This is a genomic window from Variovorax sp. 10N420 (genome assembly GCF_056394705.1).
In genome coordinates this window covers 19,116-44,771 of sequence record NZ_JBFTIJ010000007.1, presented here as the reverse complement: position 1 = coordinate 44,771, position 25,656 = coordinate 19,116, and the positions used below count along the sequence as shown (strand labels likewise).

The following is a 25,656-nucleotide window of genomic DNA, read 5'->3' as shown; positions in this document are numbered from 1 at the left end:
CGCAAACAACACAAGTCGAGCCAAAGGACGATCAGTCCTGCGTGACCCAGGCCACGAGCAGGGCCGAGGCAAGCCAGAGCACGCCGGCTCCCACCATTGCCAGGGCGACGACCATCTGCCAAGCGGCTGCGGCGCTCCGGACTTTGGGCGGCATGGCGACTTTCATCGCGAACTTTTCGGAGCTGGCGAATCGATGGTCGCGCAGGTCTTCAAGCCGAACACTGAATAGACCGGGCAGTTGCCCACCAGGCCCGTGATCAGGGGCACGATGCCCAGAAAGCCCCATGGTCCGATCATCCCCATGATCGATAGCCCGAGCAGCACCACACCGGCGCCAACGCGCAGCGCGCGATCGAGGGTTCCAACGTTGCGAATCATGGCGATGACTCCTTGGCTATGCAGATGCACTCATCGTGCGTCGGTGCCACATCGTGAATGTTGCGGTGGATCAAGCTTCGTTGCTGTCGTTCAGCACCTTGACCATCCGGCGCACGCCGGATGAATCCGGCTCGATCGGATCTGCCTTGAAGCCCATGGCGCGTGACAGGTTCAACATCCGCGTGTTCTCACGTAGCACCAGGCCGACCAGTCGGCCGATGCCGCGGCTTCTTGCATGGTCAATCAGTTGCTCGAACATCAGCTTTCCCAACCCCAGTCCCTTGAGGTCGGAGCGGACGATGATCGCGAACTCAGCTTCCACGCGGTCGGGGTCGCTCACCGTGCGTGCCACGCCCAACGTCTCGAGAACGCCCTGCGCATCGACGGCCTCGGCAATGAAAGCCATTTCCCGGTCATAGTCGATCTGGGTCAGTCGCGCGAGTTCGCTTCGCGGGAGCTCGCGTCGCATCTGAAAGATGCGCAGTCGGACATCCTCCGGATCGAGTTGTTCCAGGAAGCGCCGGTGCTGAGCCTCGTCCTCGGGACGGATGGGTCGTACGGTGATCGTGCGACCATTCCAGACGTGGGTACGAATCCACTGCGTGGGATAGGGAAGGATCGCGAACCGGTCGGCGCCGCCTCCAGCTGCGGCCGTGACGCGTATGCGTGCGTCGAGCGCCAGCGCACCGTTCTCGTCGACCCACAGCGGATTGATGTCGAGTTCGGCCAGTTGCGGCAGATCCGCGAGCATCTGGGACACCGCGATCAGCACGTCGTAGAGCGCATCCATCTGCGCGGGTGGGTGGTCGCGGTAGCCGGCCAGCAGTCGTGACACGCGTGTGCGCGATACGAGCTCTCGCGCGAGGCTCCGGTTGAGCGGAGGCAGGCCGATGGCACTGTCCGCCATGGCCTCCACCGCAGTTCCGCCCTGGCCGCACAAGATGACAGGACCGAAGACATGGTCGATGCGAGCGCCCACGATCACCTCCTGCGCGTGCTTGCGGTGCACCATGGGCTGCAGCGTGAAGCCATCAATGCGCGCCTTGGGTCGGGCGGCGCGGACGGCACGCAGCATGTCGCTGATCGCGCGGTCCAGTGATGCCTGGTCGCGCAGGTCGAGCATGGCGCCTCCGACGTCGGATTTGTGCGTGATGTCGCGCGAGTCGATCTTGACCACCAGCGGATAGCCAAGCGCGCGCGCGCCGGAAAAGAGGGCCTCGGCCGACGCTGGGACTTTGAGCGTCGGAACGACGGGGATGCCGTAAGCATGGAGGACGGTCTTGGCTTCCTGCTCTCCCAGCCATTCGCGACCTTGCGCCAGCGCCGCATCGAGTTGCAATTGCGCCGCAGCAACATCGGGCGCCGGCCGCTCGCTGGCGCAGGGCGCTTCCATCAGGATGTCCTGGTTGCGCCGATAGGTCTGCAACATCGCGAATGCGCGAACCGCATCCTCCGGTGTTGGGTAGTCGGGCACGCCGGCCTCTTCGAAGATCTGGCGTGCCTGGGCGACCGCAGCGTCGCCGAGCCAGGCGCTCATGACGCGCGGAACGCTCTTGCGCAGCAATGGAAGGCAAGCGCGGGCAATGTCGTCGCTACGCACGATCGCGGTCGGCGCGTGCATGAAAAGCACGGCGCCGGTTGATTCGTCGGCCAGCAGCGTGGAGAGCGTGGCGGTGTAGCGCTCGATGGGTGCGTCGCCAATGATGTCGATCGGATTCGCATGCGACCACTGGCTCGGCAGCATGGCGTTCAGCCGTTCCATCAGCGCCTCGCCGGGTTCGGCGAGCGCAACGCCGGCGCGTGCCGCCGCGTCGGCTGCCATGACGCCCGCGCCACCGCCATTGGTCATGATGGTGAGTGTTTCGCTGCGGTTGCCCCGAAAGTGCGCCAGCGTCTCGGCGGCGATCAACAGATCCTGCAGCGTGTCCACCCGCAACATGCCTGCCCGGCGGATGGCGGCGTCATACACCACGTCTGAGCCGGCCAGCGCGCCCGTATGGCTGACAGCAGCTTGAACGCCGCGGCCAGCGCGCCCAGCCTTGACCACGATCACGGGCTTGTTGCGCGCTGCCGCACGCGCGGCAGACATGAATTTGCGCGGCGACTGGACCGACTCAATGTAGAGAAGGATCGACCGGGTGCGGGCATCGCTGGCCAGGTGGTCGAGCAAATCGCCGAAGTCGACATCGCAATGGTCGCCGAGCGAGACGAGGTGAGACAGCCCAATCTTGCGGCTCTTGGCCCAGTCGAGCATTGCGGTGACCAATGCGCCGGATTGCGACACGAAAGCGATTTCGCCGGGCAGCGAATCGGTGTGGGCGAAGCTGGCGTTGAGTCCGATATGCGGACTCAACAGCCCGATGCAATTGGGCCCCAGGATACGCATCAGATAGGGGCGCCCTGCGTGGAGCGCCGATTGCTTCTGTGTCGCGCTGAGTCCCGCCGTCATGATGATGACCGCGCGGGTGCCGAGCGCTCCGAGTTCGCCCACCAGTTGGGCGATCGTGTCGGCTGGCGTGCACAGAAGGGCCAGGTCCGGCACCGCTGGCAATTGTGCCGCCGTTGCGAACACGGGCACACCATCCAGCGAGCTGTGCTTGGGATTGATGGCGTAGACCGCGCCGGCAAAACTGCCCGCGCGCAAGTTGCGCCAGACGGTCGCGCCGACGCTGCCGGGGCGGCTGGAAGCGCCGAAGACCGCGACCGAGGTCGGCGAGAGCAGGCGGTCCAGATGGCGAATGGTCATGAATGACTCCCGTGGGAGACTCAATCATGCAAGTCGTGTGACGTCGCTCGTTTGACGAAGGTCAAGCGATCCTGTTCAGGCCATGCTCGGAGCGCTTGACGATGCATTGACCACGTTCGTCCAGCGCGCATTGGCGCCCACGGTGGCTGAGCGGCCAGGCCTCAGTGGGCCATCAACACCGGGAGCCGGGTGGAGTCCAGCACAGTTCGGGTGACGCCGCCGAGGACCAGTTCGCGCGCGCGGCTGTGGCCATAGCAACCCATCACGATCATCTCGGCGTCGCACTCCGCGGCGACCGAGAGCAATGCCTCGCCGGCACGGTGCTCCGGAAGATTGGCCTTTTGATGCACGTTCACAATGCCATGCAGGCGCAGATACTCCCGGACTTCGACTGGCGCTGCCTGCGTCGGGTCGTCGCCTTCCTCGATCAGAAAAACCTTGCTCGCGCTTCGCAGGAACGGAAGGGCGCCAGTCACGGCACGCGCGCATTCACGCGTGGGCTTCCACGCGACAAGCACGATCTTGGGCGCAATACTCGCCGGGCCAGCGTGCGGAACGATGAAGGCAGGCCGGCCGCTGTCGATCAGGACTGATTCGACGAAGTCGGCCGGTACGTCATAGCCGGACACATCGTCGGGATCGCGTTGCCCGAGAAACAGCAGGTCTGCGCTCAGGGCTCGGCGGGAAAAAGTCTCGACGACGGGCTCGCCGGTGAGCTCCATCCATTCGGACGGCGGCGCATTGCCCGAGGAAGCTTGCTCGAAGGCGCTCAACGCCAGAAGCCGATGGTTCGGATCAATTGGCGCCCCGGACGGCATCGAGGGCATGCCCGGTATCAGGGGAAGCACAGAAAGGTATCGCGGCGCCACAGCGAACAGCGCACTCACCCGCGCGTGGCAGGTGGTTGCCAATTGGCGCGCCAGATTCAGCCGGGTTCCGGCGGCTGCCGTGCCGTCCATGTGAACAAGCAGTGACTTGATGGATGTTTCCATGGCTTTCTCCAGCTCCAATCCGATGGGTCAGTCTGCGTGCCTGGCGGGCGACGCCCGAGCGTCAGGTTGATGGCAGCCCTACACCTTGAGGCGTGCACACGCACGACGAAGGCGCTGTTCGGCCTCGTCAGCGACCGCCGAGACGTCTGGCGCACTCGAAAGACCGACCAGGCTCTGCGGATTCACGAAGCCGACGACCACGCGGTCGGGCGGCTCTGCGCGAACGATCACGTTGCAGGGCAGCAGAAGCCCAATGTCGGGCTCGGCTTGCAATGCACGAAGAGCCAGTTGCGGATTGCAGGCACCCAGGATGCGATACGCTCCCATGTCGACGCCGAGCTTTTCCTTGACCGTGCGCTGTACGTCGATGTCAGTGAGAACGCCAAATCCCTCGCCCTTAAGCGCATTGACGACCATGGCGACGACTTCGTCGAAGGGAATGCGGCTCACGGCGACTTTGAATCCATACATGGTGCTCGATCCCTTTCCGAATGCCTCAGACGGCCAGCGGCGACAGGACCGCGGGGCGTACGACCGAATGTGAATCCTCGGCACTGCCCACTGCCGTGCCGAAAGCCTGCAGCCGGGCGGCAAAACTGCCGTCATCCACTTCGTGCATCGCGAGCGAGGTACTGAGGATCGGCGCACGGCCGATCCGTCTCGTGACCTCGGAGATCACGTCGGGCGCACCTGTGCCGCCCATGACGGACACCACGGCCACATCGGGCAGTTGAGCGCATTTTTTGGCGATGAAGCTTCGCATGGGTCCGGCAAGTCGCTGCGCCCAGACCGGTGATACCAGCACCACGACATCGAAGTCCTGCGGGGGTGGCCCGTCGTAGCGGATGGCAGGTGTACGCCGAAACACTGAGTCGAGAACGCACCGCAAGCTCCCGAAGGCGCCCCTACGGGGGCGGAGTTCCACGATCTCTGCCATGTACCAGTGCTGCTGGCTGCACAGCAGTTGCGCCACGCGACGTGAGGTCCCCGTGTAGGAATAGACGATTACCAGGACATGCTCATTGCGGCCTCCGCCTGGCTTAGTCGCGAACGACGAGGTCATTCACGACCCTCGTGACACCCGGCGCGGACCAGGCTGCGCCTTGTGCGGCGTTGAAATCGGCCCATGAATGCACCCGGCCGGTCAAGTTGACCTGCGAGCCGGTCACCGTGATCTGGATCCGATCGGCTTCACGATCGGCCTGTCTCGCGAGGGCTTCGTGCAGCCGCTTCTCGACGTCTGACGGGACAACCTTTGGCGTGAGCTTGAGCAGATTGGAGACGCCTGTGACGCCCATCAAATTGCGCACCGCACTCTCGGCGGCCTTTCTCTGGTATTCCCAATCTACTTCGCCGTTGAGCGTAATCCAGCCGCCTTCGACCAAGGGCTTGATCTTGCCCGCTGGCACGAGTGCGCACCATTCAAGGCCGCGCTCTGCGGCGAGTGCGATGTCGGCGTCGGTGCGTTCATCGGACGCTGGTAGCTTGACCGTGATCTCGACGGCGAGCGCCTTGACGCCCTTTACGCGCTGCGCCGCGCGCTCTGCAGCGTACTTCTCTGCATGGCTGCCGACATGACCCGCCAGCGTGACGACCCCGTCATTGGCGATCACCCCTATGCTGGAGGACTTGATTTCCGGGTCCCAGTCCAGCTCCGCCTGGACGTCGCTTCGCAGTTGTGCATCCGATCTCATGGGTATTTCCTTTCGGGAAGCCAGCTGGGGCTTCGTCACCACTTTAGGTGCTCGCTCCCGGGATGGTCTTGCGCTGGATCAAGGCGCAGGCAGGGCGGAATTGCTCCGCTCGGAATGGCCCGGCTTGGGCACCCAGAAGGGACGCTGTGTTCGCTGCGTATCGACGATGACGAGGTAGCGACCACCGGTGTCGACCGGGGTCTGCGTGGCCGGCAGCACCCACATTGACGAACCTTCGCTACGAGCCCGGAGATAGTCCGCGTCCAGCACGCCAAACTGATCGAGCAGGCGATTCAGGCTCGCCGGGATCCTGATGCAGCCTTTGGATTGCACGCTTCCGAGACGGGGCTCGAGGTAGTCAGGATCGGTGGCATGCATCTGCAGTCGCATCGTGCTGGCGCCGCCACGCCCCCACAGGCGCTCGGCTTGCTGCCACCCGAAGTCGAACACACGCATGCCGGCCAGGCCGTAGCCGCGAATACCGTTGTCGTTGCGTGTGCCTTCGGCCCGAAAATCGGGGTTGGACGGCGTGTGCTCGTAGACGCCCAAGGGCGTCTGGAAGTGATCGAACTCGCCGCCGCGTCCGGTTGAAACCGGCGAAGCGCCGATCAGCTCGGGAGGTGCTGCGGCTGGCAACCAATAGATGAAGATGGCTTGGACGTTCGGATTGCGGTCGACCACTGCCACGTACTGAGCCAATCGCGCTTCCGTGCCGGTGCTTTCAAGCTCGGCGACTGCCAGCAGGCCGTATCGCTGGCTCTCGTCGGGCGGGACTTCCAGCCGGCGGTCGACCATTGCGTTGTAGAAAGTTCGCAGATCGGCCGGGCCGGGCTGCGCGCCCATGCAGTTGCCCCCTGCAAGGGCAACGACAAGCGCAAGCAGCGAAATGGCCAAGCGGCAATGCCCCGGAAATCGGCAGGCAGGGGCGGCTTTGTCGCCGCGCCGGCCCTGGCGCTTGCCCGCGGCCGAATTCAGTGCGTTGTGCTCGGGCGAACATCTGGCCATGACACTTCCATGCCCATCATCGCCCGGGCGTAAAGATAGTTGTTGAGGGCGCGTTCGCTCAGCAAATCCATATCGACGCGCCCTGTCGCGTCGCACGGGAAGGAAAAGGAGCGGTGGTCCGCGAAGAGCGCGTGGAAGCGAAGTTCGTAGGCGTGCGAAGCGTGCGTGGCGGTCATCATGGTCTCCTGAATACGAGGGTGAGTTCCATGACGCCAATCTAGACCTGCTTCGCAACGCCACCGCGAACGTGGCGCATCAACGAGAAACACTGTGTCAACCGGCGGTGTCGAAACGCTCCGTCGAGCTTGGACTCTGTGCGGCGCTATTCGAGCGAGAGCGCGGCCGAGGGCAGATGCACCTTGACGCTGCCCGATTCGGACTGAGCCTTGGTTGCGGCCTCCGATGCGCGCACCAGCAGCACGGGAATGCGCGCATGACGGAGGATGTTTTCTGCACCGCTGCCCATCACGAATCGATCGATACCACGACGACCGTGGGTGCCCAGAACAATCAGGTCCGCGTGCCAGTTGTTCGCCTCGGTCGTGACCTGCTCGTAGACCGGTCCGGTGACACGATCGCATAACACGGTATCGGCTTCTACGCCCGCCGCTTCAGCGGTTGCCTTCGCCGCATCGAGGATGCGGCGTCCGCCTTCACGCAACTGCTTCATCCATTCGCCTGGATGGCCGGAGTAAGCATCCAAGGCCAGGGAGAACGAAAGGTCGTCGATGACATGCAGCATCCGCAGACAGCCTTTGGTGATCTTCGCGAGTTCGATGGCCTCATTCAATCCGCGCTGCGAGGTCAAACTGCCGTCGACGGGAACCAGAATGCGTTGGTACATGGCGTGCTCCGGAGGTAGATAGGTCACTCAGTATTGAAGGCGCAGCGCGAGGAGATTTTGATGTGGCGCAAATTCAGCGCAGAGTGCTGCATCTAACATGAATCTTTCAATCGCTGTCACTTGTCACTTGAAAGGCATCCATGAACGATATGACGCACACCGCTTCACTCGCGGAGCTGTCGCCGGTTCGCGACCGCTACGCGATCTCCGCTCTGGACTGGCAAAGGGCGGCAGTCGAGGTCTGCGTTCAGGCACAGCGCAACCAGTACCAGATCTTCGCTGCCTGGCAGAAGACCCTGATCGCTGTAAACCAAGAGCTCTGGGATCAGTGGGCTTGCCGCTTCGGGGGCGGCGTTCCGTTGGACGGTTAGCGGCCATGAAGATTCTTCTGCCCGTCGACGGCAGCGCCTACACCAGGCACATGCTGTCCTTCCTTGGCGAACACATGGATTCCTTCGGAAGCGCCAACACCTTCACTGTGTTGCACGCGGTCCCCGCCGTCACCGCGAGAGCGGCCGCTGCCCTGGGGAAGGCACTCGTCGACAGCTATTACGAGGAGTGCGCGCACGCGGTGCTTGAGCCCGTGCGTGCCCTGCTGACACATCAGGGCGTCAAGGCAGAATTTGTCCACAGGATCGGAGATCCGGCGAGCCAAATCGCCGCCTATGCCCAGGCGGGAAGGTTCGATCTTCTGATCATGGGCTCGCATGGTGAAGGCGCCCTGAAGAACCTCCTGCTCGGGTCCGTGACGACCAAGGTCATGGCGCGGTGCTCCATCCCGGTGTTGCTCGTTCGCAGCGACGAGATTCAGCCTTCCATGGCGAACGCGGCCGAGTTGTCTTCAACGTGTGCGTGAAACCGCATCAGTGACACACGGCCTTCCCTTCGGGTGGCATCTACGGCCGACCATCGGCGCGGCGGTTTTGCGGGACGAATGTTCGAACGAAATCGAGCGAAGAAACAACGCCCGCGAGTCCTTTGCGATCGGTCACGACCACGTGGTGGACGCCTTGTTCGACCATCAGCGAGGCAACCAGGGCGAGCGGAGTTTCGACGTCCACCACGATCGGCTTGTACGAGCACATTTGCCATGCCCGTGTGGTGTGGGCATCGCGCTTGTGCGCGTGAAAGCTGACGATGTCCAAGGCACTGATGACCCCCACGGCCACGCCTCGCGAGGGATCAAGGACCGGAACCCAGCCCAGACGCTTGCCGATGAGCAATGCCTCAACTTGCGCAACGGTGTCGTCCAAGCTCGCGCTGGAGACGCTTGCTTTCATCAGTGAAGAAATGAGCTGGCTCATGGCTTCTCTTTTTATGATTGGTAGGCGTCAACGCGCGCTGGTCGCCGGGCAGACGAGACAATCTTTCGCCGGCTGCGGCTGCGGCTCTTCTGTCAGGCCCGCGGCAATCAGCAGGCCCGTCGCGCCGAGCGTAGCCATGACGAAAGCGATCGCCCTGAGCGTCGTGGAATGCTTGGTGCTCATTTGCACTGGGCTCTACTGAATCTTCAGCGTTCGGCTGGCGGAGCCTTCGCGCTTGGGCAAAGTGAGACGTAGCACACCGTCTTCGAGCTTCGCCACAGAGGCTTTGTCGTCGACCTCGCTGGCGAGCGTGAAACCGCGCGAAACGCTGCCATGGTAGGTCTCGCGAACGAGCGACCGGCCGTGCCGTTCTTCCTGCGCCTTCTTGACGTCCGCGGAGATCGAGACGTAGTTGCCTTCGATGGCCACACGAATGTCGTCCTTCCGGGCACCGGGGACCTCTGCGCTCACGAGATATTCCTTGTCGTTCTCGCTGATGTCGAGGCGAATGTCACCAGGCAGTGCGCTTTCGTCGATGAGTTGCATTGGTCGCGCGAGTCGGCGGAACATTTCCGGAAATGGATTGTCGAGGCGATCGAACCGAGTCAATGCATTCATTTGACATGCTCCAAGTTGGGTTGAACGGTGTCGACCGGACGTCGCTGAGACAGTCATCAATCGGCAATCTCAGTCTATGTAAGGGCGTCCACAGGCCACTTGCGCTCGATCAAGAATCAGGCACTTCGAACTCGGGCGCCGCGCCCGCATCGCAGTTGCGCGCGCGGGCTCTAGGACTTGACGGCCGGCGGGGCAGGGGTCGGCTTCGTTCCCCTGGCCGCTTCGATGCTCTTCGCCGCTGCATCCTTCGCGGCTTGCGCGGCCCGCTGTGTGGCTTCCTCGGCTCTCTGGAGCGCTTCGCGCGCGGCAGCCGCGGCCTTCTCGGCTTCTTCCTTGGTGGGAGCCATCGCGCTCTGGACCGCCACTTCGGCCTTGGCGAGCGCTTCGCGGGTGGCCGCGGATGCCTTCTTGCCTTCTTCCTCGGCCCTGATCGCAGCCTCCTTGCTGGAGTCAAGCGCTTGTCTGGCAAATGCCGTCGCTTTTTCCTGGAACCGGGTCGCCGACGGATGGCCTCGGCGATCGCCTGGGAGATCTTGCCCGCGTTGGCTTTGCTCTGCTCTGCGGCCTCCTTGGCCTCCTCGGCCTCATCGGCCGCGCATGCGGCCGCGCTCAGGGCCATCAGCACGGTCGTAAGAAGGTTTTTCGATGTCATGACCGTTTTCCCTCGAGGTCTATCGGCGTTTGCACCGGCACCGGTGGCGAGCAGGCGTCGTCGCGTCGCAGGATGCGGGCCACCGACGCATTGCCCAAGACAATCCATTGGTCTTTCATGTGGGTCTCCCGAGAGCGAATGTTCAGCAGCGGCTGGCGCGGGGTGCGCGGGGTCAGATTGGATCGCGCGCATTCCGCAACGGCTCCTTGATCTGACGCAAGACTCGGTCGCCCATTTCGGAGCAGGCTTCGATTTGCCCGTGCGACCGCGTGACTACGAATCAGGAGAGTTGCCATGACCAGCGATGCGATCTATTGCTTTGATCGAGCGAGCGTTTTGTTCGCGATCTATCCGACGGGGAGCGCCGGACTCCGAATCGTCGCGCAGATCGCCGAGGAGGCGTTGCGCGACGTGTTCGGTGCTCAAGGTGGCGGCCAGAGTCTCGTCACTGCTTGTCGCGATCACTTTGACCAGATCGAGGCGGCGGCCTTGCGCCACTATCGGCGCGATCCTCGAAAGCCCGTGTTGCTGGAGACCGCCGATTTTGCGGTTGCCTCCTCCTTGGCTTTCGACGGGTGAATTGAAAGGTCCGCCAGTTCATCTGTGCCTCAATCGGGCTGGAAGGGCCAGTAGAAGGTCATCACGGCGAGGAGCAGCAGCCTGCGCACGGAGGACGAACTGGACGACTCATACAGCGAACGTTGGAGAGGCGGGCGCGGCCGAAATTTGATCGCGCGCAAGGAAAGACATCGAACCTTCGCGGTAGCTGTGAACTTCACGCATCATTGCGCTGCATCAAGATGCAGCCGGGGTCGATGCGACATGCTGGCGCTTCGTCGTTGGCAAGCATCTGCGGTGCGACGATGCGCACGAGGAGCGCCCAATGGCAACTCAGCTTTTGAAAACATGCATTCTGTTGGCAGCACTGGTCAGCGCCTCGGCCATTGCTCAGTCGCGCGGGGAACTTCTGTACACGACCCACTGCGTTGCATGTCACACGACACAGGTGCATTGGCGCGAACGCAGACTGGCGACGGACTGGGCGAGCCTGCAAGCGCAGGTCGTTCGCTGGCAAGCCGCGGGCTCACTCAACTGGAGTGACGAGGATGTCCTCGCCGTGACACAGCACCTGAACGAACGCTTCTACGGATTCAAGTCGCCCTCTGTTGCGCCCGTGGTGATGACGCCGGCGCGCACTGAACGCCAGTAGTCACCGAGTCAGGAACTGAGCGACGTGAAAAAAGGCGGCCACTTGCTATGCGGAAGGAACTGCTGTGAAGACTTTGTGGATCTACGTCCACGCGTGTTTGGCCTTGCTCGCGTGGATCTTCATTCTCCTGGCGTGGTCCGTCGCCCTGCTGGACCCGAGATCGGGCATCAATCAAGACCCGGTCTTTGCCGCGATCTCGTACTTGGTCGCACTGGGGCACCTCAGCGCAGGGAGCTATCTGGTGCGCCGCATCCGGGAAGACATTCGACAAGCAAAACAGGCCTCGGCGATCACCGGCGCCTGCGATCGAACGGCGGATCGCTGCATACAGCCGTCCTCTTGACGCCGCCTCGGCTGCCACGCAGTCCAGACGGCTTCACGGCTTAAATGTGGGAAGGCGCAAGCCGCGGCGAAGGAGAAGAAGCGCCGCAAGGACAGAAAGTAGGCTTTTGCGGAGGTCGCACGGATGAAACTGCAAAGCACCTTTGCGCCGGCGGTCGACCCGACTCTTGTCGTGGCGCTGCGCGAGCACCTGCGCAAGAAGTCCGGCCACGAGGTGGCGCTGATCGAAACGCACATCTCCTGGGTCTTGCTGACCGATCGCTTGGCGTACAAGCTTAAGAAGCCGGTTCATCTTTCCTTTGTTGACTTCAGTACGCTGGCGGAGCGCAAGCACTGCTGCGAGGAAGAGGTGCGGCTCAATGGACGCCTTGCGCCCTCGATCTACCTCGGCGTGGTGCCGGTATGCGGCACACGCGAGGCCCCGTATCTGGGAGGCGGCGACAGCGCCATCGACTTTGCCGTTTGCATGCGCCGCTTTCCCGAGGATGCGCTTGTGCGCAACTTGCTCTTGGCAGGGCGGCTCAGAACCGATCATCTGGTGCGCTTTGGGCAACGTCTGGCTGAATTCCACCAACAAGCGGAGGTCGCCCCGCTGTTCTCTGATTTTGGGGCGCCGCAGCAGGTTTTGCGCACGATGAACGAAGCGTTGGCAATTGTGCGAGCCCGATATGGTCCTGGGCGACTGATCGGGTTGCAGGACTTTATTTCGCGGCACGGCGTGTGGCTACGAACCGCATGGCTTGAGCGCCAGCGCGAGGGCGCCGTGCGCGAATGCCATGGCGACCTCCATTTGGCCAACGTGGTCCTGATCGACGATGACTTGATCGCGTTCGACTGCATCGAGTTCGATCCGGCACTGCGCTGGATTGACGTCATGAGCGATGTGGCCTTCTTCACGATGGATCTCAAGGCGCACGGCCGGATCGATCTTGCTTTTCGCTTCCTCGATGCATACCTGCAGCACAGTGGAGACTATGCCGGTACAGGGGTGCTTCGGAGCTACGAACTGTACAGGGCGTTGGTGCGAGAGATGGTGGCCTGCATACGTGGGCGAGCACTCGGCGAGAGATCGGAGCAGCTGGAACCCGACTATCTCGCTTGCGCCGAAGCTCTTGGAGCGCAGGACACAGGCGCCACGCTCGGCCTGATGATCACTCAGGGAGTGTCTGGATCAGGCAAGTCCACGATTGCGGCGGAGCTATCGGCCGCTGCGGGTGCGATCCGCATCCGCTCCGACGTCGAGCGCAAGAGGATCTTCGGTTTGGCGCCAATGCAGCACTCTGCAAATGAGGAGATTGGCATCTTCACCCCCGAAGGCACCCGGCGCACCTTTCAGCGGCTGTCAGCCTGTGCCCGCGCGGCGCTGCAGGCTGGCTATCCGGTCGTGGTCGACGCGGCGTTTCTGCGGCGAGAGGAACGACTGGTGTTCCGTGCCTTGGCGGCCGAGCTGCAAGTGCCTTTCACAATCCTTCACTGCCACGCATCCGCAGTCCAATTGCGTCAAAGGGTAGCGGCACGACTGCGTCGTGGCGACGACGCCTCCGAGGCGACTCTTGCCGTGTTGGAGCAGCAATTGATCACCCAGGAGCCGCTGGACGACATGGAGCGTTCCGCGACACTTGATGTCCCCACCGACGAACCGCCGGACATCCCTTCACTCTTGACTCGCTGGCGCGCCTTGGTGGAATGACCGCCAAGGGAGTTCGCGGTCGAGATCCGCAACTGATGCGGGGCGACTCGAACTGGCGCCGGTGCATTTCCTGACCGAGCCGATTGGACTTGGCGACCGTGGCGTCGTTGCCCCGGCCCGCCATTCAGTTTGTTCCAGTTTCAATCTCCGGCGCGTCTGCTTGCGAAGGCGCGGATGATCCGTTGTCGTCCTTCGACTCAGACCCCGTCGCGCGCACCAGAAGCACAGGCACAGGCGGCCTTTAGTGAGTTGGGCGAGATGGATGGCCTCGTCCAAACCGCGGCGTGACGTGGGACTTCCGTCAACCGGAACAAGAATTCGCTGATACATGGCGCGTTCTTTGGCAGTGGAGATGCGACCAGTATCGGATCGTCCCAGCGTCGCCCATTGATATGGCGCAAGCCAGGCCACGGTAGTCACCTCGCCCGTGAAATGACGTGCAGCCTACGTCCATGGCGAATTGCCATCGAATGAGTATCGAAGTCTCAGGACGGTCAGCGCCGTGCCTGCATCGACCGGGTCGGGTGCGCAACGCTGAATCTCAAGCCGCGCATCGCAGCCCCGGGCCAGGATCACGCAACGACCGTCCCGAAGAAAGTGCCCACGGCATAGGTCACGGCCATCGCGAGTGCACTCCAGAAGGTCACACGCACGACGCCCGGAAGAAGCTTCGCGCCGCCGGTCCTGGCTGCCAATGCACCGAGGCCCGCGAGCGCGAGCAAGGCCGCGACCGCCACGGCCGCTGCGAGGTTCGGACCTGAGTAGAGAGCGACGACAACGAGCGGAAGTGCGGCACCGATGGCAAAACTGAGGGCAGACGCAAAGGCTGCCTGCAGCGGTCGCGCGGTTGTGATCGCCGAGATGCCGAGTTCATCGCGTGCATGAGCGTCGAGCGCGTCATGGCGCATCAACTTGTCGGCGACTTGGCGCGCCAGCGCCAGGTCGAGACCTCGGCGTACGTAGATCGCGGCAAGTTCGCGGTGCTCCCCGCTGGCATCGCGGGCGAGTTCGGCGCGCTCCTCCTTCAGTGCGGCCGATTCAGTGTCGGATTGGGAAGAGACAGACACGTACTCGCCGGTCGCCATCGACATGGAGCCCGACACAAGCCCCGCGATTGCGGCCACAAGAATGCTGCCGTGCGCAGCATGCGCGGCCGCGACACCGATCACCAAGCTTGCTGTTGAGACGATGCCGTCGTTTGCCCCCAGTACGGCTGCGCGTAACCAGCCGACGTGCTTGATCCTGTGGAATTCTTTCATGTTGTCAGGGCCGGTTCGGCAGCATGCGTCGAAGTACGCCATCCTTCAAGACGAAATGATGCAGCAGCGCTGCGATGGCATGGAAGAAGGCAATGATCAGCAGCGTGTTGGCTGCAAGCCCATGCAAATCTTCAACCGTCTCCCTAAGGCTCTTGTTGTTCGCGTCGAAGGGCTGGATCCTGAACAGGTTGTAGATCGTGTCCCCGCGCACCCACGCATTGGCGATGCCAAGAGCCACGGTCACGATCAGCATGGCATACAGCAGCCAGTGCAGGATCGTCGCGAGCTTGTCGGGCCAACCAAGCCCAGCAGGTGGCAGGCGAACCGCTCGCGAACCGAAGCGCCAGTGAACGCGAGCGACCAGTACGATTGCGAGTGCAACGCCCAGTGAGATGTGCGTGCTGCGGGCGAAGATCCGCGGATTGCCCTTTGGAAACCAATCGATGGTCTGCCCCAGGACCCACAGTGACACCACCAACGCCACAGTCAACCAATGTAGAAGGATCGTTCGCCGGTCGTAGTGCGGGAAGGTAGCTTTCATGTCGTGCATCAATCAATCCTAACGCGCACGCGCTCACGAGTGCGGGTGGAGCAGGTGGCTTGGCCCGGGGTGCCGTGGGCTTTCCACGACAAGTCTATGCCGGTATGCCAAGGCGGCACCGGGCTAGAACCTGACGTTTGACATGGCTGTTCAGTCTTCGCACCGCAACACATATGGCCTGCGCAAATTCAACTTGGTGCAAGCATCCTTTCGAGGTCGGGCAGTCGAACGTGGCGCTGGAGTCTTTCCACTGGCCGCTTGGGCCGGAGTTTCCGCAGGCAAGCACTATGTGTTGCGGCACATCGCATATAGCCACCACGATTCCTCGACCGTGTTCACGTTTCAAAATTATGGCGTCGACTAGCCGGGGCAATAGTGGTGGCTGACGAGCCTAAGTGTCTCTGTGCGCAAAGGTCTTCGAGGGCGGACGAAGGTTCAATCCGTGCCGCGACGGGCTACAGTCGGCCGCAACCGGCCGTTCGTCACGACCGCTCAGTCTTCCTGCTGATCTGGCTTTAAGGGCGCCTGGTCCAAGGCTACAGTCGGTCCGTTGCCAGTTCAGTCCAATATGCCAGATGTAGACCTCCTCCGAACGCCGATGCTGGGCCACTGGGACGTCAGGTTCGCGCCGCAGCGAAGCCAGCGTCTTTCACCTGCCGAGATGCATGGCCGCTTTGGAAGCCGGTCGTCGCTGGTTGCGGGTCGCGTCCATGCAATGCGCCGGTATTCAATTGCCAATGTGGCTCGCAAGCCTGACTGCCTCGGTCAGTGCCTCGAGCTGTCCCGCACGTGGCGTGGCAAGTAAGCCAGCTCGATGCGGGAATGTATCAGCGCCGCTATCGAACCCGGTAGTCCAGGAGCGCCGCTCGAATCGATTCACCCGCGGGTCCGGCTTCATCAACTTCGTCGTGTGCGTCGGCGATCCTGGCACACAGTGCCACCACGGCCATCGTGTAAGACCAGAGCTCGTCTCCGACCGAATCGCTGTTGGAGGAAAGCAGCCCGTGCTGCATCGCAAGATCCTTGAAGACGCGATCGGGATCGATGTCAGCCATTTCTTCAGTGGTCTGGGTCATGTGCAGTCCTTTCATGCCTCTAGAGGGGCACAGATCTTTGGTGGAGCGCCCTCTTGAGGTGATCGACAAGAGCCGATGAAGGTTCCGGATTCATCAAGTCCGAGTGCGCAGGTGACTCATAATGCGAGGCATTCTGGAAACCAGCATCTTGTCGTGATCGAATCCGAAGCTGCCATCCCCAGAGGTCTCTCGCTGCTGAGTTACAGATTCGCCAATGGCTGGCCACGGCTCAAGCCATGGCTGATGGTGGTGCTGGCCGCGCTCCTGTGCGTCCTGATCGGCAAGGCACTTCACGGATTGTTGAGCGAGGTGCGTTACGCCAGCGTAATGCAGGCAATCACTGCAACGCCGGACCTTCGCATCGGTCTTGCATTGGCGGCGACCGCTGCGAGCTATCTGATCCTGACGGGGTACGACTTCTCGTCTCTCTCCTACGCAGGCGCCCGCATCAAGCCATCGACAGTCTTGCTGACTTCCTTTGTCGCTTACGCGCTTTCGAACACCATCGGTTTCGGTCCCTTGACGGGCGGTGCCGTCCGCACGCGGATATACACAGCCGCCGGGCTGACGCCACAGCAGATTGCGCAGGTGATCGCGTTCAACGCCTTGGCCTTTGGCCTGGGCATCTCCGCGTTCGGAGCGGTTGCCATCCTCTGGGGCGCACCCGACGTCGCGCCATTGCTGCGCCTGCCATCTTCCTTCTTGCGATCGGCCGCAGGACTGACGCTGCTCGGTCTGGGCACTTTTCTCTCGCTTTGCGTTGGACGGCGAGCGCTCAAGCTCGGAGCGCGATGGACACTGCGGCTCCCGCCGATCGGACTTGCGGTGCGCCAGTTGGCGATATCAGCCCTGGAACTGACTGCCTCGGCGTCGGCACTGTGGTTCTTGTTGCCGGCGGATCGCATTCCGCTGCCCACCTTCGTCAGCTTCTATGCGATCGCCATTGCGGCAGCGATCGTGAGCCATGTGCCGGGCGGCGTGGGAGTTTTCGAGGCGGTCATGCTGTTGGTGAGTGGCCCGCACGTTTCGACCGAAGCCATGCTCGGCGCGTTGCTCCTCAATCGCGGCATCTACTACGTGATCCCGCTGGTCGTGGCGACAGCGATCGTGCTGACCTACGAGTTGCGCTCCGGCGTCGCGGCCCCGGTGGGTCGTGCAGCGATGCGCCTGAGCCCTCGCCTGCTGACTGCCTTGGCGTTGGTCGCGGGCGTCTGGCTGCTGGTGTCGGGTGTGACGCCGCTGACCGAGGACGCGCGGGATTTGCTCGAAGCCTTGAAGGTCCCGTTGCCTCTGATAGAGGCATCGCACTTTCTAGGCAGTGTTGCCGGCCTTGGCTTTCTCCTGGTGGCTCGGGGGCTGTTCCATCGGCTTGACGGCGCGTGGTGGGTTGCGCTGGTGCTGGCCGTCGTTTCCGGCGTTCTTGCACTGCCCAAGGGCATCGCGTTGAACGAGGCCGCTCTGATGTCGGTGCTCGCGATTTTGCTGTGGGTCTCCCGACGCGAGTTCGATCGTCCCTCGTCGCTGTTCTCCCAACGCCTGGAGCCGGGATGGCTTCTCGCACTGGCTGCGGTCCTGGCAGCGTGCGTCTGGATCCTTCTGTTCGCTTATCAGGAGGTGAGCTACACGCGCGGGCTGTGGTGGCAGTTCGAACTCGATGCGCAAGCGCCGCGTTCGCTGCGCGCGCTGCTAGGGGCGGCGTTGATTGCACTCACATTCGGACTGTGGCAACTGTTGCGCCCTCCTGCAGGGGAGGTGGCTTCGCCGTCGGATGACGAGATCGATTGTGCGGCCGCCATCGTCCGAGCCGGTTCGGCGCCGCAAGGCTGGATGGCGCTGATGGGAGACAAGCACCTGCTGTTCTCGCCGACGGCCAAGAGCTTCCTCATGTACGGCAAGCGCGGCCGATCGTGGATAGCGCTCTTCGGCCCCTTCGGGCAAACGGGCGAGTGGCCCGACCTGATCTGGACGTTTGTCGAACTTGCAACTGCCCATGGTGGTCGGCCGGCCTTCTATCAGGTCGAGCCAGCGAGCTTGCCCCTGTACCTGGATTGTGGTCTGCAGGTCTTCAAGCTGGGCGAGTACGCGCACATCGACTTGCCCGGCTTCAGCCTCAAGGGCGCTCGAAGGGCCAACCTGCGCTCGGGGATGAATCGAGGCCAGCGTGAAGGCTTGTCCTTCGAGGTGCTCTCGCCCGAAGAGGCGAAAAGCGTCATACCCGAGCTGCAGAAGGTGTCCGACGCATGGCTGGAGAAGCAGAACACCCGCGAAAAGGGCTTCTCGGTCGGGCGCTTCGAGCCCGATCGCCTGCCGCCCTGTCCCATCGCGGTGGTGCGACATGAGGGGCGCATCATTGCGTTTGCGACGCTGTTCATCACGGACGCGGCGCAGGAGGCCTGCGTGGACCTCATGCGTCATCTGCCCGATTCGCCGCCAGGCACCATGGACTTCATGTTTGCAAAGATCCTGCTCCACCTGCAGGCCGAAGGGTTCCGGCAGTTCGGCCTGGGGATGTCGCCCATGGCCGGCATGGCGACGCGCCAGAATGCACCCAGGTGGCAGCGGCTCGGGCGCGTTCTCTTCGACTATGGCGAGCGCTTCTACAACTTCCGGGGTCTGTACAGTTTCAAGGATAAGTTCGAACCCGTCTGGGAGGCGCGCTACCTGGCCGCCCCGGGCGGTGTGTCGCCTCTGCTCGTGCTGATCGACTTGGCGGCTTTGATCGGCGGCGGCGCCAAGGGAGTGATCACGAAATGAACGGTTGGATTGCGCGCGTGCGTGGCCTGAGGGCGCTTGGCCTTGCGGCGCTCATCTTCGCGGGTTGGCTGCAGTTCGCCGGCGCGCAGACGCGAGACTCAACGGCCATGCTCAAGCCCGCTCACACCATCTCGCATGGCGTATTCGTGGACATCCCGGTTTTTCGTCCGTCGGGACAGGTTCGGCAGTTCGTGCTTCTCTTCTCCGGCACTTCCGCGCCGAACGCGAAGGATCAGAAGCTCGTGCGGTGGATGGTCGGCAAGGGTGCGATGGTGCTCGTCGTGCCTCTTGGCGCCTTCTATGACGGCATCGCGGCGGTGAGCCGCGAGTGCGTCCACGGACCGGGCGGTATCGAGAATTTCGCGCGCTACGTGCAGGCCTCCGAGAAGTTGCCCGTGTACCTCGAGCCGCTGCTGGTAGGCACAGGAAAGGGCGGTGCATTCGTCTATGGGTTGCTCGCGCAGGCGCCGGCCGATACCTTCGCGGGCGCCGTGTCGCTCGATTTCTGTCCCCAGCTGGCACTGCCGATGCCGTTGTGCGCTGAAGGATCGCTGCGATGGCATCGCATCGCCGGCGGTGTCGACTTCGAGGCCGGCCCGCGTCTGACGGCGCCCTGGAGCGTGTTGCAAGGCGAAGTGCCGCCGTCCTGTGCCGCAGAGGCCGAGGCGTTCACGCGCAAGGTGCCTGGAGCCACGTGGGTCGCCCCTACGGCAAGCGGCGGGTCGAGCACCCAGGAGCTGCCTGCTGGGTTCCAGGCTGCATTCGAGCAACTCGCCAAGAGCCGCGCGGCCCCCGAAGGGCCGCCCGCCGAACTTGCGGACTTGCCGATCACCGAAGTACCGGCCGGCAGGGAAGGCACTCGCTTCGCGGTGATGATTTCGGGCGACGGCGGCTGGGCGGGCATCGACAAGGGTGTCGCAGCGTCGCTCGCAGAGAGCGGCGTACCCGTCGTCGGTATCGATTCATTGCGCTACTTCTGGTCCGCGCGCACGCCAGAAGGCATCGCCGTCGACATCGACCGGGTGATTCGCTACTACGCGGCGCGTTGGAGGCGAAGTGAAGTCGTCTTGATCGGCTATTCCCAAGGGGCCGACGTCCTGCCCTTCGCCCTCAACCGCCTGCCGGCGCCCACACGCGCCCAGGTACGCCTCACTGCGCTTCTCGGGCCTGGGGAGAAGGCTTCGTTCGAGTTTCATCTGAGCAATTGGATCGGCAAGAGCGGCGATCGCCCGATCGCTCCCGAAGCGCGAAACATGCCGGCGAATGCCACGTTGTGCATTTATGGAACCGAAGAACGAAAGGACTCCCTGTGCCCGCTGCTGGAGAGTGCCGGCGCGCACACCATCGCGATGCCCGGAGGCCATCACTTCGGCGGCGACTACGAGGCGCTTGCAGCGACGATATTGGCCGCAATCCGACGTTGATCATGGTGGCCTTCGGCAGTTATCGACCGGAAGTTGAACGCCCCGGCCTGGACGGACGGCAAAAAGCGGGGCAGGGGAGGCGATTCGCAGGCCGCGATCACATTGAAGCGCGTGCGCACTGATCGGGTGCTGGTGAACAATCCGCAGCCAGCCGCTTCCGGGCCGACTACGGTAGTACGCGCGCATCGGCGCAAGGACCGCAACCGCTGCGGAGCAGAAGTACGCGCCACACCGGTTGTTGGGAAGGGGCGGGCTTAGATGCTGTGACATTCGACCGCATGAGGCCTCCGATGGCACCGCGGAGCCAGGTTGCGCTGACTTGCCGGTCAAAAGACACGGCGCGCTACGTTGGGCCGCTTGTCGATTGCGCACGCATCGAAAATGCGATCGCACGTAGGCCTTCCATGGGGACTTCTTTGTCAAATCTTTCGGATCAACGGCGATAGTTCATGACGGCACCAAGATGTCGCGGAACGAATGGCGATGGCATGGCATTCGAGATGCATCTCAGTCGCGAGGTCGGGGTATCGCAAGTGTTCGGGTCAGTGCTCGGACGACCTTCTATCCGTGAGGATGTGAACATCCTTCACCTCATGCTGCATGCGCGCGAAGCGCACTGACAAACCCAGTCACCGGCGCGCCCCACTTGGACGACCACCTATGGCGTGACCCGCCTGCTTCGCGGGCGCGTCGACCTTGATCATGAATGCATTGTCACCAAGCCCGGCTCAGGCTGTGGCCGGCTTTAGCAAGGCCTCGGTCGGTATCTCTCCGTGCTGCAAATAAGCCACAGCGCAATCGCAAGTTTTCGCGCGAGGGCTACGATGCCCAGTCATGGCGCAAGAGAGGCCCAGTGCTTTTGTCCTCCCTTCGGCGACGCTTGTCAAAGGCTCGAGTGGCAGCGGCAGGTTATGCCGAAGGGTCATTTGGCTGCGTTGACAGCATCCTTCAGGGCTTTGCCTGCCGTGAACTTTGGGGCCTTGCTCGCCTTGATCGTCATCGTCTCGCCGGTCGAAGGATTGCGGCCGGCGCGCTCGGCGCGGCTCGCCACGGCGAAATTGCCGAACCCGATGAGTTGCACTGTTTCGCCGCGCGCCAATGCCTGCGTCAAATTTTCAAGTGCTGAATCAAGTACACGACCGGCATCGGCCTTGCTGAGTTCCGTGTCCGCAGCGATGGCGGCGATAAGTTCTGTCTTGTTCAAACTGAGGTTCCTTCTAAAAGTTGGAGGATTATCCGGTCGAGCACATCAGAGGCTAGCGCTTCGCCATCAGCCTCGTGTCCTTTATCGGCATGAGCTTCCTGAAGCAGGACCCGGGCGGCGCGAGTTTCGGCGGGCCGATGACGCTGGACAACTGCGTCAAGGCTCTCGGCTCCGACTATGCGCGGCACGTGGCCTTCCAGACCTTCATGATCGCGGTGAAGGTCACGGCATTGGCGATCCTGCTCGGCTTCCCCCTGGCGTACGTGCTCGCGCGTTCGCCGTCGCCGCTCGTGCGCAACACCATCCTGTTCGGGCTGGTCGCCACGTTTCTCTCGGGCGGCGTCACGCGAGCCTATGCATGGATGCTGATCCTCGGCAACAAGGGCGTGGTGAATTCCATCCTGACGAGCCTCGGTTTGTCCACGCCGGGTCAGGGCAGCGCTCAAGCGCAAGAAATGCCTACGGCTCGAGGACTTTCAGCATGAGCACTCCGTCGACCGTCTGAAAAGTTCCGACTCCCGTGCGCGTGACACTGCGGCCGGCCTCGAGGCGGTACTCAAAAGCCTCTATTGTCGGCTGGTGCTCTCCTGCGGCGAGGTCGGTCTCCACCTCCACGTATCGCACAACGACGTGTCGCTTGCCGACCTGGTCCGTCACAGGGATGCGTTCTGCCGGTGACTTTCGTTTCATGGCGCAGTCCGTTTTTGCTGCAGAGCAGCAATTTTCGCGCTACTCTGTGGCCTGCATTAAGAACACCCCCACGCTTGACGCGGTGGCCATCGGGAAACGTTTGGCGCCACCGTTCGTCCAGTAGAAATCGGTCAAAGTTTCCGGGGAGCGCCGACCGCCGCAACGACTCCACCGCCGGTCGCCTGAACGCGACTCTTGGCCACCCAGGCCGCGCCGGCAGCGGCAACCTCAGCCAGCGTTCTTCTTTGGGCGACCTGCCTTGAGAGGCGCGAGGGCGTCCAGTGCACCGCCCAGTTCGCGTGGGGTGAGCTTTGCCAACGCATGCAGGCCGGCATGTAGCAGCTCGCTCTTCTTCGCCGGTCGCTTGTATTCGAGGGCGCGCATCTTGAGAGATGCAATCAACGCGTAGTCCTGATGCGGATCGTGAAGCTGTCTCGCAAAAGCTTCATCTTCTTGGTGGTGTCCGGCGCGCGCTCGTCTGCAGAGCGTGCCGCCGATGCTAGTGTTTTCGGAGCCGGCACAGCGAGCGCGTCCTTGGCCTTGACTGGCTTAGCCTTCTTCCCGGTCGTGCCCTTTCGAGCAGGGCTTGACCGTCACGGTCTTGTTGGCCAAGGTCGTTTTGCGAGGCGCTCTTGCAGCCCTCGGAGATTCCGCGATGACTGGAGTGGTCGTGAGCGATGGCGAGTTGGCTGCCGACCCCTCAGCAGCTTCAGCAAAAGCGGAAGAATTCACGTCGGGCGCCGCCATGGTGATGGGACTAGGTACTGACGGACGAGCCACGACTCAAATATTCATCAGCATTGGGGCTGGTCGCGCCATCGAGGTCATTCATAAAGGTCAGAGGGCGCCGTCTTGGCGCTCCGCGGCTTAGCACGCCCTTCGGTCATCGAATCGTCAAAACTGCTTTCTAGACTGCTGGGATTGCTTTTGCGTTGCACGTCTTTCGAAGACCTTTCTCAAGGAGTCCCATGAACAAGAGCCGTCTTCTGTCGCTCGCACTGAGCGTGCTGCTGGCGACTGGTGGGGGAGCCGCCAGCGCAGATCAGCGGGACGAGCGGCACGACCGCTCTGAGCCGTACGCCATCGGATTGTGGGGAGACCTCCCATATTCCGACGCCCAGGCACTCAGCGGTGTGCCCAATTTGATCGCCGACATGAACCGTCAGGACCTTGCCTTCAGTGTCCACGACGGGGATCTCAAGGCCGGCAACGGCACGCCAGGATCAGTGACGCCCACCACCTGCACCGATGCGCTCTACCTCCAGGCGCTCGGTTTCTTCAATGCGTTGCGCGCGCCGGCGATGCTGACCCCGGGTGACAACGACTGGACGGACTGCGATCGTCCCGCAAATGGTGGCTTCTCCTCGCGCGAGCGTCTTGACCACGAGCGGAAGGTTTTCTTCGGCACCCCGTACTCGCTGGGGCAGCGGCGGATGCACCAGGAGGTGCAGACTTCGCCCCTGTGCCTCGGAGTCAATGGCCCGGTGCCATGTGTCGAAAACCGCCGCTGGACGCTAGGCGACGTCATGTACGTCACGCTCAACGTTCAGGGCTCGTGCAACAACCTCTGCGATACCGCGCCGGACGCTGCCGAGTGGACGGCCCGCAATCAGGCGAACATCGCCTGGCTGCGCGAGTCGTTCCGCTATGCGGCGGCGCTTCAGTCGGCCGCCGTGATGATCATTTCTCAGGCCAATCCGGGGTGGGATGCGACCGATGGCACCCGCGCGCCGCTGCGCAATGCGCTGACGCTGGCACAAACAGACGGGCAACCCGACGGTTTCCAAGACTACCTGATGGCGCTGCGCGATGAGGTCGTCGCATTCCGTCGTCCCGTGGCTTACGTGCATGGCGACTCGCACTATCACCGCATCGACAAGCCGCTGCTTGACGCACAGGGACATCGTCTGGAGAACTTCACGCGTGTGGAGACTTTCGGCGACAACCAGGCGAACGGCAACAACGATGTGAACTGGTTGAAGGTGACAGTCGATTCGCGCAGCCGGGAGGTGTTTTCCTATCAGGCGCAGATCGTGCCGGCAAATCGCGTCGCGGTGCCGGCACCTTGAAGTCCTGCGACCCGCATTTCAGAAGATCGCCGAGCCCAGAGGTCAGCTCGGTCCTGACGCAGGGCCGAGGGGGAGGGGAGCGGTCTGTGGCGGCGAACCGCATCACGAGCGATCAGGTACGCCGGCACGTCCTTCTGGCTTCTGACGCGCCTGCCGGCGACCGCACGCTCATGAGCGACAGCCAATGATGACGTCAATGTCCCCAGGTGACTGCCGTCGGCCGCTGGTGCTGATCGCCTCAAATCGGCGAACCCGACTTTCGCACGACCGGAGAAATACGGCGAAGCCCTCGTGCTTGATCTGACGCGCAATGTCCGCAGCGTCAGCACGCTGATAAGTCTTTTGCGGGTTCAAGCGATGGCGCGACTTGTAGCAGGCAAGGTTCTTCAAGTCCGCATCTGGAGGGCATTGCAGCGGGAGTAGGACCGGCGGGCAGTGCGACGAACTTCCGAGGTTCAACTCGATGCACAGCTTTCTCAGACTGCTGTAACTCCATGGTGACCTACAGGCCCGCTGCGCGAATGACGTTCCCTGCGCAGACGAAGTTGCCACCACCAAGGTGGTGGATGGTCTGCAGATCGGCGTTGGCGCTCTCGAACAGCCAGTGACCGTCCCTGAAAATTCGCGGATCGGCGGCCGCTCCGACAACCTCTGCGAAGCACGTGTCATACGCATCTTCGCTGTGCCTTTCCGGAATCAATCGGCATTCGAGCCACGCGGAACAGCCAGATGACAACACTGGCAAATTCATCGACGCGCTGAGCTCGGTCGCGATACCGAAATGACTGAACTTGTCCACGGTTCGTCCGCTGGTGCTGCCAACAGCATGCGTCAGGTCGATGAGTGTCGATCCCGGTAAACAGATCGCAAACGTGCCGCTGGCTGCGATCAATTCACGGGTGTAGGTCTTCTTGTCAATGACCACTGCGACGCGCGGCGGTGTGAACTCCACGGGCATCGACCACGCGGCCGCCATCACATTGCGGCGCGTACCGTCGTAAGTCGTGATCAAGACCGTGGGACCGTGGTTGATCATGCGGCTGGCGTGCTCGAGGATCACTGGAAGATAGTTGCTCGTGTTCATTGATTCATTTCAAAACGTGTTGCTTAGCGAGAATTTATATCGCTTTCGGTTATGCGATCCGCTTTTTAAAGTCGCGTCAT

32 protein-coding genes are annotated in these 25,656 nt (G+C 62.6%); 10 read left to right on the top strand and 22 right to left on the bottom strand.

Features of this window, described 5'->3' with window-relative positions:
* Positions 1 to 31 precede the first annotated feature (31 nt).
* From AC1DEK_RS18890 to AC1DEK_RS18845, 10 genes are all read right to left on the bottom strand, one after another.
* Positions 32 to 154 (bottom strand): hypothetical protein, encoded by a 123-nt coding sequence (locus AC1DEK_RS18890; protein WP_478126814.1) that lies wholly within the window; start codon positions 152 to 154, stop codon positions 32 to 34.
* Between the two features lie 8 nt (positions 155 to 162).
* Complete coding sequence (locus AC1DEK_RS18885; protein WP_478126813.1) at positions 163 to 378, bottom strand: YgaP family membrane protein; 216 nt, start codon at positions 376 to 378, stop codon at positions 163 to 165.
* A 70-nt stretch (positions 379 to 448) separates the two neighbouring features.
* Positions 449 to 3,124, bottom strand: coding sequence for a bifunctional acetate--CoA ligase family protein/GNAT family N-acetyltransferase (locus AC1DEK_RS18880; protein ID WP_478126812.1), 2,676 nt, complete (start codon positions 3,122 to 3,124; stop codon positions 449 to 451).
* A gap of 161 nt (positions 3,125 to 3,285) precedes the next feature.
* Positions 3,286 to 4,116 carry a universal stress protein gene (locus AC1DEK_RS18875; protein WP_478126811.1) on the bottom strand — a complete coding sequence of 277 codons (831 nt, stop codon included), beginning with the start codon at positions 4,114 to 4,116 and terminating at the stop codon, positions 3,286 to 3,288.
* Between the two features lie 78 nt (positions 4,117 to 4,194).
* Positions 4,195 to 4,587 carry a DUF302 domain-containing protein gene (locus tag AC1DEK_RS18870; protein ID WP_478126810.1) on the bottom strand — a complete coding sequence of 131 codons (393 nt, stop codon included), beginning with the start codon at positions 4,585 to 4,587 and terminating at the stop codon, positions 4,195 to 4,197.
* Positions 4,588 to 4,612: 25 nt separating this feature from the next.
* Positions 4,613 to 5,179, bottom strand: a complete 567-nt coding sequence (locus AC1DEK_RS18865; protein WP_478126809.1) for a flavodoxin family protein — start codon at positions 5,177 to 5,179, stop codon at positions 4,613 to 4,615.
* On the bottom strand, positions 5,157 to 5,810 hold the full coding sequence (locus AC1DEK_RS18860) for a BON domain-containing protein (protein ID WP_478126808.1): 654 nt from the start codon (positions 5,808 to 5,810) through the stop codon (positions 5,157 to 5,159). Before AC1DEK_RS18860 ends, AC1DEK_RS18865 begins: the two co-directional genes overlap by 23 nt.
* Before the next feature lie 78 nt (positions 5,811 to 5,888).
* Positions 5,889 to 6,815 carry a L,D-transpeptidase gene (locus AC1DEK_RS18855; protein WP_478126807.1) on the bottom strand — a complete coding sequence of 309 codons (927 nt, stop codon included), beginning with the start codon at positions 6,813 to 6,815 and terminating at the stop codon, positions 5,889 to 5,891.
* Positions 6,782 to 6,991 (bottom strand): hypothetical protein, encoded by a 210-nt coding sequence (locus AC1DEK_RS18850; RefSeq protein ID WP_478126806.1) that lies wholly within the window; start codon positions 6,989 to 6,991, stop codon positions 6,782 to 6,784. Before AC1DEK_RS18850 ends, AC1DEK_RS18855 begins: the two co-directional genes overlap by 34 nt.
* A gap of 146 nt (positions 6,992 to 7,137) precedes the next feature.
* Positions 7,138 to 7,659 carry a universal stress protein gene (locus tag AC1DEK_RS18845; protein ID WP_478126805.1) on the bottom strand — a complete coding sequence of 174 codons (522 nt, stop codon included), beginning with the start codon at positions 7,657 to 7,659 and terminating at the stop codon, positions 7,138 to 7,140.
* A gap of 140 nt (positions 7,660 to 7,799) precedes the next feature.
* Here AC1DEK_RS18845 and AC1DEK_RS18840 point away from each other — a divergent pair, with 140 nt between their 5' ends.
* Both AC1DEK_RS18840 and AC1DEK_RS18835 read left to right on the top strand, forming a co-directional pair.
* Positions 7,800 to 8,030, top strand: a complete 231-nt coding sequence (locus AC1DEK_RS18840) for a hypothetical protein (protein ID WP_478126804.1) — start codon at positions 7,800 to 7,802, stop codon at positions 8,028 to 8,030.
* A 5-nt stretch (positions 8,031 to 8,035) separates the two neighbouring features.
* Positions 8,036 to 8,515 carry a universal stress protein gene (locus AC1DEK_RS18835; protein WP_478126803.1) on the top strand — a complete coding sequence of 160 codons (480 nt, stop codon included), beginning with the start codon at positions 8,036 to 8,038 and terminating at the stop codon, positions 8,513 to 8,515.
* Between the two features lie 40 nt (positions 8,516 to 8,555).
* On the opposite strand, the gene AC1DEK_RS18830 is transcribed toward AC1DEK_RS18835, so the two are convergent.
* The 4 genes from AC1DEK_RS18830 to AC1DEK_RS18815 form a co-directional block, all read right to left on the bottom strand.
* Entirely contained in the window at positions 8,556 to 8,963 is a 408-nt protein-coding gene (locus tag AC1DEK_RS18830) for a CBS domain-containing protein (RefSeq protein ID WP_478126802.1), read from the bottom strand.
* 27 nt (positions 8,964 to 8,990) lie between these two features.
* Positions 8,991 to 9,146: a hypothetical protein gene (locus AC1DEK_RS18825; RefSeq protein WP_478126801.1), complete on the bottom strand. Its 156-nt coding sequence runs from the start codon at positions 9,144 to 9,146 to the stop codon at positions 8,991 to 8,993.
* Positions 9,147 to 9,158: 12 nt separating this feature from the next.
* The gene (locus tag AC1DEK_RS18820) at positions 9,159 to 9,581 is read right to left on the bottom strand and encodes an Hsp20/alpha crystallin family protein (protein ID WP_478126800.1); all 423 of its coding nucleotides are present in this window, start codon (positions 9,579 to 9,581) and stop codon (positions 9,159 to 9,161) included.
* 170 nt (positions 9,582 to 9,751) lie between these two features.
* Entirely contained in the window at positions 9,752 to 9,928 is a 177-nt protein-coding gene (locus AC1DEK_RS18815; protein WP_478126799.1) for a hypothetical protein, read from the bottom strand.
* A gap of 599 nt (positions 9,929 to 10,527) precedes the next feature.
* On the opposite strand from AC1DEK_RS18815, the gene AC1DEK_RS18810 reads away from it, so the two are divergent.
* The 4 genes from AC1DEK_RS18810 to AC1DEK_RS18795 all read left to right on the top strand — a co-directional run bounded on the left by AC1DEK_RS18810 (position 10,528) and on the right by AC1DEK_RS18795 (position 13,475).
* Positions 10,528 to 10,812: a hypothetical protein gene (locus AC1DEK_RS18810; RefSeq protein ID WP_478126798.1), complete on the top strand. Its 285-nt coding sequence runs from the start codon at positions 10,528 to 10,530 to the stop codon at positions 10,810 to 10,812.
* 304 nt (positions 10,813 to 11,116) lie between these two features.
* Complete coding sequence (locus AC1DEK_RS18805; protein WP_478126797.1) at positions 11,117 to 11,443, top strand: cytochrome C; 327 nt, start codon at positions 11,117 to 11,119, stop codon at positions 11,441 to 11,443.
* Between the two features lie 64 nt (positions 11,444 to 11,507).
* On the top strand, positions 11,508 to 11,786 hold the full coding sequence (locus AC1DEK_RS18800) for a hypothetical protein (RefSeq protein ID WP_478126796.1): 279 nt from the start codon (positions 11,508 to 11,510) through the stop codon (positions 11,784 to 11,786).
* Between the two features lie 171 nt (positions 11,787 to 11,957).
* Complete coding sequence (locus AC1DEK_RS18795) at positions 11,958 to 13,475, top strand: bifunctional aminoglycoside phosphotransferase/ATP-binding protein (RefSeq protein ID WP_478126795.1); 1,518 nt, start codon at positions 11,958 to 11,960, stop codon at positions 13,473 to 13,475.
* On the opposite strand, the gene AC1DEK_RS18790 is transcribed toward AC1DEK_RS18795, so the two are convergent.
* The 4 genes from AC1DEK_RS18790 to AC1DEK_RS18775 form a co-directional block, all read right to left on the bottom strand.
* Positions 13,440 to 13,805: a universal stress protein gene (locus AC1DEK_RS18790; protein ID WP_478126794.1), complete on the bottom strand. Its 366-nt coding sequence runs from the start codon at positions 13,803 to 13,805 to the stop codon at positions 13,440 to 13,442. The two genes, AC1DEK_RS18795 and AC1DEK_RS18790, sit on opposite strands and share 36 nt — an antisense overlap.
* A 242-nt stretch (positions 13,806 to 14,047) precedes the next feature.
* Positions 14,048 to 14,734, bottom strand: a complete 687-nt coding sequence (locus tag AC1DEK_RS18785; protein ID WP_478126793.1) for a VIT1/CCC1 transporter family protein — start codon at positions 14,732 to 14,734, stop codon at positions 14,048 to 14,050.
* 4 nt (positions 14,735 to 14,738) lie between these two features.
* Positions 14,739 to 15,275, bottom strand: a complete 537-nt coding sequence (locus AC1DEK_RS18780) for a cytochrome b (protein ID WP_478126792.1) — start codon at positions 15,273 to 15,275, stop codon at positions 14,739 to 14,741.
* An 836-nt stretch (positions 15,276 to 16,111) separates the two neighbouring features.
* Positions 16,112 to 16,351: a hypothetical protein gene (locus AC1DEK_RS18775; RefSeq protein WP_478126791.1), complete on the bottom strand. Its 240-nt coding sequence runs from the start codon at positions 16,349 to 16,351 to the stop codon at positions 16,112 to 16,114.
* A gap of 153 nt (positions 16,352 to 16,504) precedes the next feature.
* Between AC1DEK_RS18775 and mprF the strand changes: the two genes are divergently transcribed.
* Positions 16,505 to 19,105 (top strand): bifunctional lysylphosphatidylglycerol flippase/synthetase MprF, encoded by a 2,601-nt coding sequence (mprF, locus tag AC1DEK_RS18770; RefSeq protein WP_478126790.1) that lies wholly within the window; start codon positions 16,505 to 16,507, stop codon positions 19,103 to 19,105.
* The gene (locus tag AC1DEK_RS18765) at positions 19,102 to 20,529 is read left to right on the top strand and encodes a virulence factor family protein (RefSeq protein WP_478126789.1); all 1,428 of its coding nucleotides are present in this window, start codon (positions 19,102 to 19,104) and stop codon (positions 20,527 to 20,529) included. Before mprF ends, AC1DEK_RS18765 begins: the two co-directional genes overlap by 4 nt.
* Before the next feature lie 922 nt (positions 20,530 to 21,451).
* Here the strand turns inward: AC1DEK_RS18765 and AC1DEK_RS18760 are convergent.
* The gene (locus tag AC1DEK_RS18760) at positions 21,452 to 21,733 is read right to left on the bottom strand and encodes an HU family DNA-binding protein (RefSeq protein WP_478126788.1); all 282 of its coding nucleotides are present in this window, start codon (positions 21,731 to 21,733) and stop codon (positions 21,452 to 21,454) included.
* 74 nt (positions 21,734 to 21,807) lie between these two features.
* Here AC1DEK_RS18760 and AC1DEK_RS18755 point away from each other — a divergent pair, with 74 nt between their 5' ends.
* Positions 21,808 to 22,218 (top strand): hypothetical protein, encoded by a 411-nt coding sequence (locus tag AC1DEK_RS18755; protein WP_478126787.1) that lies wholly within the window; start codon positions 21,808 to 21,810, stop codon positions 22,216 to 22,218.
* Here AC1DEK_RS18755 and AC1DEK_RS18750 read toward each other — a convergent pair.
* Positions 22,193 to 22,423 carry a hypothetical protein gene (locus AC1DEK_RS18750; protein ID WP_478126786.1) on the bottom strand — a complete coding sequence of 77 codons (231 nt, stop codon included), beginning with the start codon at positions 22,421 to 22,423 and terminating at the stop codon, positions 22,193 to 22,195. The two genes, AC1DEK_RS18755 and AC1DEK_RS18750, sit on opposite strands and share 26 nt — an antisense overlap.
* 228 nt (positions 22,424 to 22,651) lie before the next feature.
* Positions 22,652 to 22,825 carry a hypothetical protein gene (locus tag AC1DEK_RS18745; RefSeq protein WP_478126785.1) on the bottom strand — a complete coding sequence of 58 codons (174 nt, stop codon included), beginning with the start codon at positions 22,823 to 22,825 and terminating at the stop codon, positions 22,652 to 22,654.
* A gap of 566 nt (positions 22,826 to 23,391) precedes the next feature.
* Here AC1DEK_RS18745 and AC1DEK_RS18740 point away from each other — a divergent pair.
* A complete protein-coding gene (locus tag AC1DEK_RS18740; RefSeq protein ID WP_478126784.1) occupies positions 23,392 to 24,492 on the top strand; it encodes a hypothetical protein in 1,101 nt (366 codons plus the stop codon).
* Positions 24,493 to 24,994: 502 nt separating this feature from the next.
* Here AC1DEK_RS18740 and AC1DEK_RS18735 read toward each other — a convergent pair.
* Positions 24,995 to 25,576 (bottom strand): flavin reductase family protein, encoded by a 582-nt coding sequence (locus AC1DEK_RS18735; protein ID WP_478126783.1) that lies wholly within the window; start codon positions 25,574 to 25,576, stop codon positions 24,995 to 24,997.
* Between the last annotated feature and the right edge of the window lie 80 nt (positions 25,577 to 25,656).

What these genes read in the sequence shown, in the direction of transcription:
- AC1DEK_RS18890 (WP_478126814.1), bottom strand. Translation starts at nt 154, where the DNA reads ATGCCGCCCAAAGTCCGGAGCGCCGCAGCCGCTTGGCAGATGGTCGTC.
- AC1DEK_RS18885 (WP_478126813.1), bottom strand. Translation starts at nt 378, where the DNA reads ATGATTCGCAACGTTGGAACCCTCGATCGCGCGCTGCGCGTTGGCGCC.
- AC1DEK_RS18880 (WP_478126812.1), bottom strand. Translation starts at nt 3,124, where the DNA reads ATGACCATTCGCCATCTGGACCGCCTGCTCTCGCCGACCTCGGTCGCG.
- AC1DEK_RS18875 (WP_478126811.1), bottom strand. Translation starts at nt 4,116, where the DNA reads ATGGAAACATCCATCAAGTCACTGCTTGTTCACATGGACGGCACGGCA.
- AC1DEK_RS18870 (WP_478126810.1), bottom strand. Translation starts at nt 4,587, where the DNA reads ATGTATGGATTCAAAGTCGCCGTGAGCCGCATTCCCTTCGACGAAGTC.
- AC1DEK_RS18865 (WP_478126809.1), bottom strand. Translation starts at nt 5,179, where the DNA reads ATGACCTCGTCGTTCGCGACTAAGCCAGGCGGAGGCCGCAATGAGCAT.
- AC1DEK_RS18860 (WP_478126808.1), bottom strand. Translation starts at nt 5,810, where the DNA reads ATGAGATCGGATGCACAACTGCGAAGCGACGTCCAGGCGGAGCTGGAC.
- AC1DEK_RS18855 (WP_478126807.1), bottom strand. Translation starts at nt 6,815, where the DNA reads ATGGCCAGATGTTCGCCCGAGCACAACGCACTGAATTCGGCCGCGGGC.
- AC1DEK_RS18850 (WP_478126806.1), bottom strand. Translation starts at nt 6,991, where the DNA reads ATGACCGCCACGCACGCTTCGCACGCCTACGAACTTCGCTTCCACGCG.
- AC1DEK_RS18845 (WP_478126805.1), bottom strand. Translation starts at nt 7,659, where the DNA reads ATGTACCAACGCATTCTGGTTCCCGTCGACGGCAGTTTGACCTCGCAG.
- AC1DEK_RS18840 (WP_478126804.1), top strand. Translation starts at nt 7,800, where the DNA reads ATGAACGATATGACGCACACCGCTTCACTCGCGGAGCTGTCGCCGGTT.
- AC1DEK_RS18835 (WP_478126803.1), top strand. Translation starts at nt 8,036, where the DNA reads ATGAAGATTCTTCTGCCCGTCGACGGCAGCGCCTACACCAGGCACATG.
- AC1DEK_RS18830 (WP_478126802.1), bottom strand. Translation starts at nt 8,963, where the DNA reads ATGAGCCAGCTCATTTCTTCACTGATGAAAGCAAGCGTCTCCAGCGCG.
- AC1DEK_RS18825 (WP_478126801.1), bottom strand. Translation starts at nt 9,146, where the DNA reads ATGAGCACCAAGCATTCCACGACGCTCAGGGCGATCGCTTTCGTCATG.
- AC1DEK_RS18820 (WP_478126800.1), bottom strand. Translation starts at nt 9,581, where the DNA reads ATGAATGCATTGACTCGGTTCGATCGCCTCGACAATCCATTTCCGGAA.
- AC1DEK_RS18815 (WP_478126799.1), bottom strand. Translation starts at nt 9,928, where the DNA reads ATGGCTCCCACCAAGGAAGAAGCCGAGAAGGCCGCGGCTGCCGCGCGC.
- AC1DEK_RS18810 (WP_478126798.1), top strand. Translation starts at nt 10,528, where the DNA reads ATGACCAGCGATGCGATCTATTGCTTTGATCGAGCGAGCGTTTTGTTC.
- AC1DEK_RS18805 (WP_478126797.1), top strand. Translation starts at nt 11,117, where the DNA reads ATGGCAACTCAGCTTTTGAAAACATGCATTCTGTTGGCAGCACTGGTC.
- AC1DEK_RS18790 (WP_478126794.1), bottom strand. Translation starts at nt 13,805, where the DNA reads ATGTATCAGCGAATTCTTGTTCCGGTTGACGGAAGTCCCACGTCACGC.
- AC1DEK_RS18785 (WP_478126793.1), bottom strand. Translation starts at nt 14,734, where the DNA reads ATGAAAGAATTCCACAGGATCAAGCACGTCGGCTGGTTACGCGCAGCC.
- AC1DEK_RS18780 (WP_478126792.1), bottom strand. Translation starts at nt 15,275, where the DNA reads ATGAAAGCTACCTTCCCGCACTACGACCGGCGAACGATCCTTCTACAT.
- AC1DEK_RS18775 (WP_478126791.1), bottom strand. Translation starts at nt 16,351, where the DNA reads ATGACCCAGACCACTGAAGAAATGGCTGACATCGATCCCGATCGCGTC.
- AC1DEK_RS18765 (WP_478126789.1), top strand. Translation starts at nt 19,102, where the DNA reads ATGAACGGTTGGATTGCGCGCGTGCGTGGCCTGAGGGCGCTTGGCCTT.
- AC1DEK_RS18750 (WP_478126786.1), bottom strand. Translation starts at nt 22,423, where the DNA reads ATGAAACGAAAGTCACCGGCAGAACGCATCCCTGTGACGGACCAGGTC.
- AC1DEK_RS18740 (WP_478126784.1), top strand. Translation starts at nt 23,392, where the DNA reads ATGAACAAGAGCCGTCTTCTGTCGCTCGCACTGAGCGTGCTGCTGGCG.
- AC1DEK_RS18735 (WP_478126783.1), bottom strand. Translation starts at nt 25,576, where the DNA reads ATGAACACGAGCAACTATCTTCCAGTGATCCTCGAGCACGCCAGCCGC.